This is a genomic window from Hydrogenobaculum acidophilum, assembly GCF_054656715.1.
In genome coordinates this window covers 1-13,687 of the sequence record NZ_BAAHXP010000017.1, presented here as the reverse complement: position 1 = coordinate 13,687, position 13,687 = coordinate 1, and the positions used below count along the sequence as shown (strand labels likewise).

Sequence of the window (13,687 nt, the reverse complement as noted above, 5' to 3'; positions counted from 1 at the left end):
ACTTTCATACTGTTACTCCAACTTCATAAACTTTATCGCTATAGACCGTGGTATACTTGTAGCTTCATGGTGCAGAATCTTGGCAGACTTGTAAATCGTGGCAGACTTGTGGAGCGCGGCAGACTTGTAGACCGTGGCAGACTTGTCACATACTTTTTAATGCTATGTGGCTTCTTCATAAACTTTTAACCATAAAAACTTACCGCCTTTAGACATCGGTTTATAGAAAATTTTAACGAATGTAAGTGTCCATAGTGTATGTTAGCTTTTACACAGAAAAACTTAAAACTTTAGATAATGTTTGAAATCTCTGAAAACTTGCCCAGTTGCTCTTCTTCAAAACCGCTAATTGCTCCGTAGTTATCCACTATGTATATTACTACTTTATCTTTTGACGGGTCTATTATCTTATATATATCTTTTTTAAGCTGATTTAATTTACCGATGGACAGTTCACCCTTGAATACGGATTTTTGTACTTGAAAAAGGTATCTTCTTGATACTTTCAATATCTTTTTAAGCCTTTTATAACCCTCTTTTTGCGTTGTATCTATATCGTATGCCATCACTACTATCATATAACTAATGCCTTGTATAGTTCTTTGGCTTCAAAATGTTTTATAAGCTTTATTATCTCCATTTTTATGGCTGTAGCCAAAGTATATTCTTTTTCATCTATTTTTATAGTTTCATTAAACCTATCGTCAAAAGCTTTGATAAAGGTTTTAAAGCCAATGTTTGTAAGCAACAGCTTATCTTTTTGTCTTTTGAAAAATCCTTTTTGAAAAACGTTTTCTTTTGCAAGCTTTAATATAACAAAGTCAACGATGATTGGTTTAAATATTTCAGACAAATCAAGGGCTAAAGAAAACCTTTTTTGGTTTATCTCATGAAGATAACTTATATGTATGTTTAGAGAGCTGCTGTATATTTGTGATGCTATTTTCCCATAAAGAAGGGAGTTACCAAAAGATATTAAGGCATTTAGTTCTGTAGTGGGCGGTCTTTTTGTTCTTTTGCCAAAATAAAGCTCAGCTTTAGCTTCCAAGCTTTTATAATATAGCTTCCTGAAGTTTGCCTCTATTCCCATCAACTCACTTATAGTATTTACGCCTTTTAACTTTTGTAAAAAACTATCAAACTCTATATCTAAAAGCTTACCACAGTTTGATATAGCCCCTTTTATAAATTCTTTGGCAAGGTAAAGTCTTTTCTCTCGGTCTTCGTAATGTCTTACTTGGCTTATTATCAAGCTTCCAAGCTCATTTTCATTTTTCGGAAAAAAGCTTCCTATGTAATTTCCATAAACGCTGAAAAAGTGTACAACCACCCCTTTTTTGGAGAAAAGCTTTAAAACTTCAGATGTGATGCTTACGCTTGCAATTATAAACACGTCCTTTATATCTTCTATTGGTATCACCTGCTCTTTGGTTTTATTTTGAAACATCAAAGTGTTGTCTTTTTTTATGAGCTTGCCATGGCTTACTATGTAATAGCTTCTCATTTTGCTTCAATAAATCCAAACCCCTGAGCTGTCCTATAGCCTAAACCGTTTTTATAAACAAAATCTACGATATCTTTGTCTCCCTCTATCAAAAACTCTCCTCTAAAACACTTTATAAACCCCTTGTAATGAAGGACACTCTCTGTTTTTACAGCTTTTGGTATAAAAGAAAAGTTTTTTAGGTTCGGTTTTACACCCCTTATAGCTTCATATCTTTTTTCCACTGATTCTAAAAGAGCTTCTTCGAAACCTTCATCAAAAGGTGTAAGGTAATTTCTATCTTTGCTAACGACTATAGGAGATAGCGCTACGAAGGGATTTTTTATGTTCTCTTCAATGAGTTCTATACTAAAAGCGTAAAAATCTTTATTGCCAAACCTAAAAGATGTTCCTTTTTCAGAAAGCTCTATGGTTCTATCGCATATAAATTTGACAAGCTCGTCATCTTCACTCGAAACCCTTAAGTTTATAAATCTAACGTTTTCTATGTGTCTTTTTACAACCTTGGCTTCTTTACCAAAATAAACCGAAAATACGTAAGGTTTAAATTCCATATTTATATAATTTCTATAACCAAATATATCTTTGAAAAAGCCTATAAACCCGCCCCTAAAATCAACGGGCAAACTAGCCATATTTTTAGCTTCAAACCTTATCAAAGCCCTCATTGTTCTTTTAATTTCCATACCTCTGTAGGTTTTGGCAATACGTATCTGTCTTTATACTCATTGCATTTGCCTTTTTCGTCACAAACACAAAGGCATTTAATGTTATTGTTGCATTCACATTCTATTAGCATATACCTTGTTTTTTCTAGCCACTCGTCTTTAGCTACTTTGCTCTTATCGTATGTTAGCATCGTTTTTAGCTCTTTTAACCTTGGAATATCCCATATAGATTGCGCTTTTAGGTTTAATTTGCTTTTAAGAAAATCCTCAAAACTTTTGTAAAACCTTGTCTTGTCCTCTTCTTTTTCACCAAGAGCCCAGTTATCTCCATCAAAAAGCTTAGAATACCTTTCTTTTCTATCTGATATAAAAAGCTTTGAAGTTATCTTTATGCTACCAAGTCCCAAAGGCTTACCCATACCTATTTTATGGCATAAATTTTCTTCCGAAGGTAAGTCTATTGCATATAACAAAGCCCCCAGCTCATAGTCTGTAAGATTTTCAAACCTTATGCGTCCTTTAAAAACGCTCCCAGGGCTTAAAGGTTTTACAAGAGGATTTTGAAACTTATCACAATTTGTTATCTTTTTAACATCCTCTTCCGTTAGTGTTGTTATATCTTTATATTCTAAATGGCAGTTTTTAAACTGCTTTTTCAGTTTTTGCTCATCTTTCTCATAGTACGTGTAAGCTTTGTTTTGAGGGTTTTGAGTGTCTTTATGCCAATAGAGTTTATAACCTCTTATTTTAGCATTGTCGTTCCAAGTTTTTAAGTGATCCTTTGGCACCTCGTAAGTAGGCTCTTTTGTGGATTGCTCTAAATAAAGCTGAAAAGATGTAGGCTTTGGATTGCCAAGTACTTTTAAGAACACTCTTTTATAGGCTTTGCCGCTTTCTAAGTTGCAATCTTCAAAAAACACTCTACTGGCAAAACTATCCTTCTTATGGCTTTTTCCAAACACCGCTTCAGCCATGTCTATAGTTTCTTCTTTTAAAAGCTCCTTTGGGATATGGTCGCTTATTTTCTTTTTGTAGTGAACCCTCATATTTTTTGTAAACCCTATCTCCACAATCTTTCCACCCTCTTCTATATAAAAACAAGGTATCTCTTTCCATTTCTTTTTTTCCATATACTCTCTTATCATGTCATCCGAACCTCTGTCTTTATCGTATCTATAATTTTTTATAACTTCTTCTGATACCTCTATTGGCTCATGATTTGTATCTTTATGTATAACGTAGGCTTTTTTCTTGCCTTTCATATATCCTGATACCAAAAGATAAGCGTCTTTTCCTTTGTGTTTTATATTGTCTATAGTATATTTATCGTAGGATTTACCGCTGTAGACAAAGTTCCCGCTTTTATCATATCCTGTAACATCATCGTAAGCAGCAGGTTTTATATAGTAACGCTCACCTTGTTTGTAAAGGATGCCGGCTTTGACACCCTTTTGTATAATCTCTTGATAAGCCTCTCTAAAGTTTTTTATTTTGTCTGCCACAGCTCTAAAAGATAACACTTTATCATCAAAAAAGTGAAACTTACCGTAGGTTAATATCTCAAACATAGTCCTTATTAGCCCTCTCAAAGAGCTTCCCGGTATTTTATAAGTGTCTCCTATTTTGAAAAAATCAATATCTTGCTTTGTTTTTCTTATATATGTGTAAGTGAGTGTTGTTATCTCCACATCTATATAACCTGTGTATCTGTTGTCGTAATATGTATCAAAGGCTGGGGGTTTTTCCACCTCTATTGGCTTTTCGTTTAAGGGGATGAAGTTGTAAGGGGCTTTTGCTGGTTTTCTTTTGCCTTGATTTGTATGTGTTTGTCCTTTTTGCCATTGATTGCTATATTTGTTATTCATATCAACCTCCTTTTTGTTTTACACATTCTACACATATATCTAAAAATCTCACGTCTTCAATGCTTGCCTGAAAACTTGGCAAATATCCTATATAGTTTCTGGTTTTTAAAACAAGATAGTGATTTTCGTCTTTTAACTCTTTAGCATCTTGCAATACATATTTTGGTATCTCTATATAAAAACCCCTATCTTCAAAAACTCTTATAAATCCGTCTTTTTCCTCTGCGTTTGTACCAAAAAGTATTTGTTTTGCATCAAAGTACTCTGTGTCAAAAGAGTTTTCACCTTCTTTATCTTCTAAAAGCCTTAAACTAAATCCTCTTACATGTCTATATATAAAAGCCTCTTTCTCTTGATTAAAAATCCTTAGGTTTATAAGCTTTTGAGAAAAGTAATCATCTTTTGAATTGTCAAATTTGTCAAATACAATCTTGTCCTCATACCAACCTATCAAAAAACACCCGTCAAAACCCATCAACAAGTCTTTGGCTTTTTCCAAACTATCAAGTTCAAACATCTCTTTTCTAGACCTAGTGGTTTTTATCTCTCTCATTTTTTTAAAACTCATAGCTCCTCCTTATATTCTTTCAAAGCTTTTACAAAATGTTCCAACTTCTCTTTGCCTTTTATGTTTAGCCTGTCACCCTCTTTAGATATTTCAAACTCACCATCTTTTGTCTTTATCTTAAGATAAGAGCCTTTCAAGACTCCTCTTCCTATACTTTTTTCACCCCCAAGAGCCAAATCTTCATTCCAAAGGTCTTTTAAGACAAGAAGCAAAAGCCCTATATAAGCCTCTTTTGCTTCCTCTAACTCTAGCTTTATATTAAGCATCTCTTTTTTATGCCATATGGGTTTTGAGCTCATCAAAGCCGTCTCTTTCACCCCGCCGGTAAACCTATCTATATTTATACGGTGCACCATTTCTGATATGACGTTGTCTTTTTCTATATAGCATTCGTTTACTATAAGCCTCGCTTTTTGCCTTTTAGGTTTTTCGTTTTTTTCATCCTCTTTCTTCTTACTGTTTTTGCTAGAACCAAATACTTCATTCACAATATTTTCGCTTATGCCAACGGTTTTTGCTATCCTTGTAGCCCTTGCCCTCAAAGCCCCTTTCAAAGAGCTTCCTGTGATGGTGTGTTTATCTTTTGTGGTAATATGCACGCTGTCCGCTTCTTCGTGGATATCTTGTTTTCTTATTATAAGCGAGTTTTTGATTTCAAAACGCCCTTCAAAGATTACCCTTGGAGCTTTATATCTAAGCGTTTGAACATCTTCTAAAGAGTCTAATTTTACATTTTCAAGTTTATGGCTTTTAAGATAATTAAAATATGCTTTTATATCGCTCGGGAAGTCAAACCTATAAAGCTTATAGTCTGTTAGTTTTAAAAGCCCAAAACCCTTTGAGGTAAAAGCCCCTATCTTTATATTTTCGTTTGATAGTTCTTGTATTATGGTTTTTAATATAGACCTTACTTTATCAATATCTTTTGATGCCTCTACAAACAACCCAAACTCAAATTCTCTATCTGGTACTAGTATCTCGTAATCAAACTTTGCACCGTGCTCTACTGTCATGTATTCGTTTAGTTTTATGCCGTCTCTTGTGGAAGTGATATGCTCGTTTTTAAGCGTCAAATCTTCAAAGAAAGCAAGGGACTCTTTTTTGTGATTTCCAAAAAATATAGATATTAGTTCTTTATCCTCAAAGGCATCTTCAAAGTAGTGTTTTAAAGCCCCTTTAAAAGAGGTTCCCGGAATGAAAAACCTTCCGCTTTTGTCTGTCAGAAGCTCAATATCTAACGACTCTCCCTTGCCCTTTGCAATTACCAAAGGAGCCAAACTTTTCACGTTTCCTTTTAACAAAAACACGCTTCCTTTCATAAACACTCCTTATAACGATTTATTATTTACCTCTATTTTTTATCCTTATGGTATCAAAAAAGTTAAACCAGTAGCTTTTAGCCAAGTCAAACTTCAGCTTATGGTCGCTTTTCAAATTAAGCCCAAAGTCTTCTGCCAACTTCTTGTACTCGTATCCCTCGTATAGCTTATCCACTATACTCACAAATTCTTCTAAATCTTTTATTTTATCTTTAAAAGCCTTTTCAAGAGTTTTGTAAGCTTTTTTATGTTTTTTATAGTCTTCTTGCCCGTCTTCTTTTATACCTTTTATATCTTTGAAAAACTCGTTTATATCTTCCATAGAGGTTGCGTTGGTTATAAGAAGCCTCAATCTTCCAATGAGACTGTTGCTGAGCTCTTTTTTGTGTTTAAATTCTTCTGCGCTTTTAAAACCTTCATATTCAAAATAAGTCTTTAGGTCTTCTTTCAATAAGCCCACTATCATATGTTTTGTATGCTCAATCTTTTGTTCAGCAGTTTTCAATCCATCTTCTTGTTCTTGCCATTTTATATCTTGAAAATTTTCGTAAATATCTACTTTTCCATATCCTAATTGAGTGAGCTCCCCTATCCCGTAAAACAATAGCTTTTTCATAGCTTCTTCTGGTATATTACCTTCTACACTTACGAGAAAGGAAGAACCTATATCATAAGCATAAAGCCTTGGGCTTCTCGAGTGCCATACATCTATATATCTTTCCAAAGTAGTAGTGGTTACAATCGCATTTTCTATCTTTACAGGGACTTCTAAGGCCTTTTCTATGTAATCTTGCAATATATCCGTAGACAACGTTGAAAAGCCGTTTTTGTTGTATATGACTATAGGGCTTAGGGCGTATATTACAAACTTCTTTTTAGAGGTTGGTTTTACCGCTTTTGTCTCAATAGGTTTTATATCGTAAAATTTTACCTTCACCCTTCCATATTGAGCACTCCTTGATCTTCCTATATAAAGCTCTTCCCCAACGCTATCTTTTATAGCTTCTAAAATAGCTTTGTCTCCTATCAGATACCCTCTAAAGCTTTGCCCTTCTTTGATAGCTTGATAATAAAATATATCATGATTGTCTTGTTGTTTTTTAGTTCTCATGTATTCGTATTTGTTGTGATGAATATAAGAAGTTTTCACAGGATAGAGTATATTTACCTTTCCGCCTAAGTCTGCATAAAAACCGGACTTTGGTTTACTACCTATGGCAATTTCCCTGTCTTGCTCTGAAAATATCGAAACCACTCTGCCTTCTTTTGTTTCTTGTATAAATTTTGGTAAAGGTTTATACATATTATCTTTGTATGGATAGGCGTTTGAAACCAAAACTTTTTGTAAAAGCTCATCTTTGTATCTCTTTGAAAACTTTTTGTGTATGGCACCCCTTATGCTGGTAGAAATTATATAGTCTAAGCTTTCTATGGTGTTTTTATCTTCCCTTTTGGATAGCATCACAACAGGGTCTAACAACTCCAAATCAAACTCTAGCATACAGTTTTCACCTGTTAGAGCTATGTCTTGTTTTTGGCTTTCTAACGGTTCTTTATATTCGCTTTCTTTTGTTAAAAGCTCAATACACTCATCTATTGTTTTATCTATATTTAGATATGTTTCTACTTTGCCATAACCATTGTGTCTTGCCAAACCCATATATCTTACGTTTAGGGCACTAAGATAAAGAAGAGCTATTTGTTTTTCCGATAACTCACCTGTTATATCCCCTTCAAAGGTAAGCCCCTTGTCTATAACTCTAAAAACCCTTAGAGAGGAGTCCTTTGCGGTTTTTGTAATATTGTCAATAGCGGTGTGAAATCTTATAGAAGAAAAGAAGTTTTTAATTTTCACAGGAGAAACCAAAGGTGCAACATCTTTTTTATGCTCTTTTATAAAACTTAGCTCTGACTTTATGTTTTCGTAGTTTGGTATGTATAGGTTTGAAATGTGAAATTTCGCTATGGTCTTTCCTTTTATGCCAAACACATCGTCCACAATATCACTTTTTAAACCAAGATAACCAAGCACCTGGATTGCGCTATCCCTTAAAAGTCCCTTTATTCTCTTAGAAGGTATATAAGGTATGCCAAACTCATCAAATACACAATCTTGGTCTATAAGACCCTCACCTTCACCAGCACTTATAAAAACATTAGAAAGCGTTTTTACCACTAGCTTCATATAACCTTCTTATCAAAAGCCAGCTTTGGCTTTTGGTTGGGCTATTTTTATCCCGCCACAAGCGTCCCCGGGACCCAACAGGCGGTATTGGGACATATCTAACATCTATCAAGGCACAAACTCCATTAGCTCTATAGCATCAAAATAGGGAGTTTTACTATTTTTCCAAATATGTTCTTTATAATCTTCGTACTCTTCTAATTCTAATTTGTATTTTTCTTTGACTTCGTAGAGAAACATCTTTACCTTCTCTTTTTTGTCAAAAAGAAGCTCTCTTAACTCATACACTTTGTTTTTTGGCCATTTTTCTTTGAAATGGTATATAACTTTGAAAAGTTCGTTTAACGTCTTTACATCGTAAGGGCTAAATCTTACATTTCCTTCAATAGCTTTGTAGTGGATTTTTGAGAAGTTTTTCCAGTCTCCGGTGAATCCACTTTTTGCTATGGCAAAGCTAATATAAGAGCCTTCCTTTTCCCTAGAAGCTTTCTTAGCCTCTGAAGTTAGCTCCTCTGCCACAGTGTAAGATTTAAAAAATGGATATTTGGCTTTTACTATGAATATACCACCACAAGCGTTAAGAGGCTTACCATCGGACACTTTACCTTTTGAGAAGGTGTCTATAAAGTACTTTGCCAGCTCAATCCCAAGTTTCGCATCACAAACAAACGTGATATCATCCCCTCCTAATATAATCGGTCTAAGAGGCATTAGGTATTTACCATCCTCTTCTCTTAGGGATATTTGGTCTTTTTTATGAAGGTCTATAACCCTATTTAGCATAGCCTTAAAAGATTCTTTGGTTACGTTTTCAACGCTTTCTGATAGTTTTTTTAACTCATCAATGCTCTTACAGGCTCTAAAACGTTCCCCCATCTTGTTTCCATCTATATGCACCAACGCAATGTAAGGATTCTCGGTTTCGTCATCGTTTTCTTCCAAAGTGCATTTGGATAACTCTGATGGGAATGTGTAATCTTTATACTCTTTTAAATAGCTATCAAAATCATCTTTTCCTATTTCAAAAGCTTCTAGCTTTGCTTCTACCACTCTAGATATAAAGTTTTTATCGTCAGGGTTGTATACTTCTGCGCTTTCGTAAGATTCGGGACAATCTTTTGTTATGCCCCATTTGTTTATATTTACTATAGGAAGATACTTCGATTTGTTCTCTTTTAGATTGTAGTGAAGTCTTCTTAAAGAGTCTTGCGTGTTTTCTTCGTCAAAATCTTCTATCATTCCAAAAGCCAATGAAACACCCGGAAAGTATTCCATCACAACCTTTGAGTATTTTTTTATAAACTCCTTTGCTTTTTCTGGATGCTTAAACAACAAAAGGGCATTACCACCACCTTTGTATCCTATCTTAAAATCTTCGCCCTCTTTAATGCCTATCAACGCCTCTTTCATAGGTTCATCGTATAGCCTCTTTACTATATAAGAAGCTCCTATATTGTGTTTTAACCTGTTACTTCCAAAAATATACCTTTGAATAGATGGCACATCTATTATTACCGCAACCCTTTTATCATCCATACCTTATATAGTTTTCTAGGCTTTTAACCTAGAAAGTCGAGTATTTCTATCCCGCCATAACAAGCTGACCCATCTCTCGACCGGCGGTATTTGAGTCAGCCAACACATATCTAAACATCTCATTTTTCAACCTTTTTCATATCAAAAAACATTGGTTCTTTATCTTCTTTGACATAAGAAGTTACAATATCGTTAGAAAATGTAATAGAAGATGCTATTATGCTATACAAAGCAGTCCCGCTTGTGCAATCTATTGCTATGCTTTTTAGAGAGTATTTTTCCTTTAAGTCTTCTATGATTTTTTTCATATGCTTTTGAAGTTCTATAAGGTTTTTATAGTTTACAGCTTCTGTAGGTTCTATATCAATATCTGGAAACACTTTCTTAACAATACTAACAAAATCAGAAACAAAAGGTTTTGATTCATTGGAAGGGATAACAACTATTTTATTAAAGCTATGTGATTTTTCTTTTAAACCTTTTATTAAACACAGTGGCATAATCCAGTTTGCTTTATCATAATTTTCACGGATTGTATTAAAATCTACTTCTTTTTGTGTTTTTATGGATTTAACCATATCTTCGGAGTTAGTGTTTGGTTTACTAAGAGCCAATATCGCAACCTTCACATGGGAAGGTTCAACCTCCACTACCTCATAATCTATATGTTCTAAATATTTTTTCAAATCTCTATACATAAAATATAAAATCACAAAAATAATAAATATTATCGCAAGATAAACTGCTATCCTAATAGCTATATTAGAGATAAAATGGTTGGCTAATTCTATGATAATATCTGGTATAAGCCCGCCCAAAGCAAAAATGGATATTAGAGCAGCAATAGCCCTCCGGCTTTCCAAAGCCCCCAAATAATTTTTTATAGTTGCCAAATCAGAAGATTTCATAACCTTTCTCCCCAAATATTATCATATCATATAAATACGCAAAAAAGTAAATTTTCTGACTATCTTTTTTTTTGATGCTACCTTGATGCTAAGAAGCTACAAAAATGTAAACGCTCCATAAGGCAGATTACCAACCTATAGCACAGTCTAACAACTCTAATCCTCTGCAACAAGTTTCAATCCCATAAGGCAGATTACCAACTTTTTGAAACACGAATTAAAGAAGACGTTAGAAGAGTTTCAATCCCATAAGGCAGATTACCAACCTACAATAGTATATGCATTCTATCATAAAGATGATGCGTTTCAATCCCATAAGGCAGATTACCAACTGGATTTATTTGTTCCCAAAGCTTTGCTGTGTTTATGTTTCAATCCCATAAGGCAGATTACCAACGTATACTATATCGTACTTTGTATCTGGCTCTATAGGTTTCAATCCCATAAGGCAGATTACCAACTACTGTTTCAGGCACAAATCCGTAATCTCCTGTGCCTGTTTCAATCCCATAAGGCAGATTACCAACAAAAGAAAACTTAGCACATATTCTTCGTGAATACGAGTTTCAATCCCATAAGGCAGATTACCAACAATTTAGCACAAATTATTAAAGAATATGAAGAGCATGTTTCAATCCCATAAGGCAGATTACCAACTAAGTAAAATACAACATTTTTACCTGACATGTAAGTAGTTTCAATCCCATAAGGCAGATTACCAACTTTGTCTGGCACGCCTATTTCTAAGGCTCCAATAGAGTTTCAATCCCATAAGGCAGATTACCAACTCGGCTTCGTCTTTATCTATAACCGTAGCCAAGAAGGTTTCAATCCCATAAGGCAGATTACCAACTATGTATGTCGTATAGAAAGTTCCCCAATTATTGCTTGTTTCAATCTCATAAGGCAGATTACCAACAAGAAAGTGTTTCCTACTTTTCTAACTTTATATCTGTTTCAATCCCATAAGGCAGATTACCAACTTGTCGGTTGTAGTAATTATCGTGACAGTATTGATGAGGTTTCAATCCCATAAGGCAGATTACCAACAAGTCCTCTGGTGAAATCTTATCTATCAATATAGGTTTCAATCCCATAAGGCAGATTACCAACCACAAGAGTCGTATCAGTTCCACCTTGGGCTGTCCACGTTTCAATCCCATAAGGCAGATTACCAACCTAGCCCCTGCAAACAAAGTCACATTATCAGGATTGGTTTCAATCCCATAAGGCAGATTACCAACATTTTAAAGCCGAGACCTAGTGCCTCCCCAGCCGGGTTTCAATCCCATAAGGCAGATTACCAACCTGACCAGATACCGTACATCCGCCTGCGCGGATACCGTTTCAATCCCATAAGGCAGATTACCAACCACGTTTAAAGAAGCTTTTTTGCATACGTTTGCAGGTTTCAATCCCATAAGGCAGATTACCAACGAAGAAAAGGATGAAAACCCAGAAATTATTGATTAGTTTCAATCCCATAAGGCAGATTACCAACCTACAAAGCTTTTATTCAGTACCAAGCCTTAAGGACTTCGTTGACATGTTGGAACCTGTAGCAGGGTTTCAATCCCATAAGGCAGATTACCAACCGATAAAAAATAATAAGTATGAAAATTTAAAATACAATATTAGTTTCAATCCCATAAGGCAGATTACCAACCAACCATCGTACAAGGTATGGGTGGTGCTACATTGTTTCAATCCCATAAGGCAGATTACCAACAAGATTGGGATGTTATTATTGACATCCCGTTTCCTGTTTCAATCCCATAAGGCAGATTACCAACATAACCGTATTCTGCAGAGCTAATGTAATGTTATTAGTTTCAATCCCATAAGGCAGATTACCAACAAAGCCCTACAGTTTATTCAAAGGAATAAAGAGCTGTTTCAATCCCATAAGGCAGATTACCAACCATGTTTCCTTTATTTTTCTAACAACAACAGGAGAGTTTCAATCCCATAAGGCAGATTACCAACAAGAATGAGTTTTTGCCTTAGCAATCAATTTTCCATGTTTCAATCCCATAAGGCAGATTACCAACAAATCATAAAAGATAGGATAGATAACCTTGGTAAAGGTTTCAATCCCATAAGGCAGATTACCAACTTTATCAAGCTGAAGCAGATGCTAACGGAGAAATAGGTTTCAATCCCATAAGGCAGATTACCAACTATTCTTTTTATGTCAAACTTTAAACCTAAATCGTGTTTCAATCCCATAAGGCAGATTACCAACTAAAGAATGGAAGATTTTTTGAATTAAACGAAGGCGTTTCAATCCCATAAGGCAGATTACCAACTTTTAAAGTAGAATATATATTTCTTAAATTACTTCTGTTTCAATCCCATAAGGCAGATTACCAACTCTATATCTTGTTCGTGTTCTTTAGGATCTATACGTTTCAATCCCATAAGGCAGATTACCAACATTTTAAAGCCGAGACCTAGTGCCTCCCCAGCCGGGTTTCAATCCCATAAGGCAGATTACCAACGATAGATACCTTATCCAAGTTAGGGGGTGAAGTATGAGTTTCAATCCCATAAGGCAGATTACCAACTCTACCTTCATAAGCGATACCTCCTTGAAAAAGTTTGTTTCAATCCCATAAGGCAGATTACCAACCAGAGGATTTTGGTTTAGAAGGCGTTGAGGAGAGGTTTCAATCCCATAAGGCAGATTACCAACAATATCTTTTAAATCTTGATAAGAAAAGCGATAGGTTTCAATCCCATAAGGCAGATTACCAACGTTCTCCTTACAATTGTACTAATGTAGGTAGTTTGTTTCAATCCCATAAGGCAGATTACCAACAGGTTGAAGCAGGAACTATATCTAAAAGTGATATAGTTTCAATCCCATAAGGCAGATTACCAACCCCCTGAGCTTTTACGGCCTGAACAAGGCCGAAGGAGTTTCAATCCCATAAGGCAGATTACCAACTTGTAGCACGGGCTTGGATACACGTAAAACCAAACCGCGTTTCAATCCCATAAGGCAGATTACCAACTTTAAAGAAAAGGTTAGAACGTGCATCTAAAATGGGTTTCAATCCCATAAGGCAGATTACCAACCCGTCAACCCGATTTCAATAATCAAATTATAAGCTTTCATGGATACTTACACA

The 13,687-nt window shown here is 35.0% G+C and carries 9 protein-coding genes and 1 CRISPR repeat array; all 9 genes read right to left on the bottom strand.

Annotated features, from left to right (window positions below):
* Positions 1 to 290: 290 nt before the first annotated feature.
* The gene (gene cas2 / locus ACYQZV_RS07890) at positions 291 to 578 is read right to left on the bottom strand and encodes a CRISPR-associated endonuclease Cas2 (RefSeq protein WP_459894770.1); all 288 of its coding nucleotides are present in this window, start codon (positions 576 to 578) and stop codon (positions 291 to 293) included.
* Complete coding sequence (cas1b, locus tag ACYQZV_RS07885) at positions 575 to 1,504, bottom strand: type I-B CRISPR-associated endonuclease Cas1b (RefSeq protein ID WP_459894767.1); 930 nt, start codon at positions 1,502 to 1,504, stop codon at positions 575 to 577. Before cas1b ends, cas2 begins: the two co-directional genes overlap by 4 nt.
* Positions 1,501 to 2,190: a CRISPR-associated endoribonuclease Cas6 gene (cas6, locus tag ACYQZV_RS07880; protein WP_459894764.1), complete on the bottom strand. Its 690-nt coding sequence runs from the start codon at positions 2,188 to 2,190 to the stop codon at positions 1,501 to 1,503. Before cas6 ends, cas1b begins: the two co-directional genes overlap by 4 nt.
* Positions 2,169 to 4,037, bottom strand: coding sequence for a TIGR03986 family type III CRISPR-associated RAMP protein (locus ACYQZV_RS07875; protein WP_459894761.1), 1,869 nt, complete (start codon positions 4,035 to 4,037; stop codon positions 2,169 to 2,171). Before ACYQZV_RS07875 ends, cas6 begins: the two co-directional genes overlap by 22 nt.
* Position 4,038: 1 nt before the next feature.
* On the bottom strand, positions 4,039 to 4,605 hold the full coding sequence (gene csx19, locus ACYQZV_RS07870) for a type III-D CRISPR-associated protein Csx19 (protein ID WP_459894758.1): 567 nt from the start codon (positions 4,603 to 4,605) through the stop codon (positions 4,039 to 4,041).
* A complete protein-coding gene (locus ACYQZV_RS07865) occupies positions 4,602 to 5,924 on the bottom strand; it encodes an RAMP superfamily CRISPR-associated protein (protein ID WP_459894756.1) in 1,323 nt (440 codons plus the stop codon). Before ACYQZV_RS07865 ends, csx19 begins: the two co-directional genes overlap by 4 nt.
* 22 nt (positions 5,925 to 5,946) lie before the next feature.
* A complete protein-coding gene (locus ACYQZV_RS07860) occupies positions 5,947 to 8,109 on the bottom strand; it encodes an RAMP superfamily CRISPR-associated protein (protein WP_459894753.1) in 2,163 nt (720 codons plus the stop codon).
* Between the two features lie 108 nt (positions 8,110 to 8,217).
* The gene (locus ACYQZV_RS07855) at positions 8,218 to 9,645 is read right to left on the bottom strand and encodes a Cas10/Cmr2 second palm domain-containing protein (protein WP_459894750.1); all 1,428 of its coding nucleotides are present in this window, start codon (positions 9,643 to 9,645) and stop codon (positions 8,218 to 8,220) included.
* 119 nt (positions 9,646 to 9,764) lie between these two features.
* Positions 9,765 to 10,553, bottom strand: coding sequence for a hypothetical protein (locus ACYQZV_RS07850; protein WP_459894747.1), 789 nt, complete (start codon positions 10,551 to 10,553; stop codon positions 9,765 to 9,767).
* A 173-nt stretch (positions 10,554 to 10,726) separates the two neighbouring features.
* Positions 10,727 to 13,634: direct repeats of the CRISPR family, unit length 29 nt; unit sequence GTTTCAATCCCATAAGGCAGATTACCAAC.
* Positions 13,635 to 13,687 lie beyond the last annotated feature (53 nt).

Coding starts and splice junctions, on each gene's coding strand:
- cas2 (WP_459894770.1), bottom strand. CDS start 578: ATGATAGTAGTGATGGCATACGATATAGATACAACGCAAAAAGAGGGT.
- cas1b (WP_459894767.1), bottom strand. CDS start 1,504: ATGAGAAGCTATTACATAGTAAGCCATGGCAAGCTCATAAAAAAAGAC.
- cas6 (WP_459894764.1), bottom strand. CDS start 2,190: ATGGAAATTAAAAGAACAATGAGGGCTTTGATAAGGTTTGAAGCTAAA.
- ACYQZV_RS07875 (WP_459894761.1), bottom strand. CDS start 4,037: ATGAATAACAAATATAGCAATCAATGGCAAAAAGGACAAACACATACA.
- csx19 (WP_459894758.1), bottom strand. CDS start 4,605: ATGAGTTTTAAAAAAATGAGAGAGATAAAAACCACTAGGTCTAGAAAA.
- ACYQZV_RS07865 (WP_459894756.1), bottom strand. CDS start 5,924: ATGAAAGGAAGCGTGTTTTTGTTAAAAGGAAACGTGAAAAGTTTGGCT.
- ACYQZV_RS07860 (WP_459894753.1), bottom strand. CDS start 8,109: ATGAAGCTAGTGGTAAAAACGCTTTCTAATGTTTTTATAAGTGCTGGT.
- ACYQZV_RS07855 (WP_459894750.1), bottom strand. CDS start 9,645: ATGGATGATAAAAGGGTTGCGGTAATAATAGATGTGCCATCTATTCAA.
- ACYQZV_RS07850 (WP_459894747.1), bottom strand. CDS start 10,553: ATGAAATCTTCTGATTTGGCAACTATAAAAAATTATTTGGGGGCTTTG.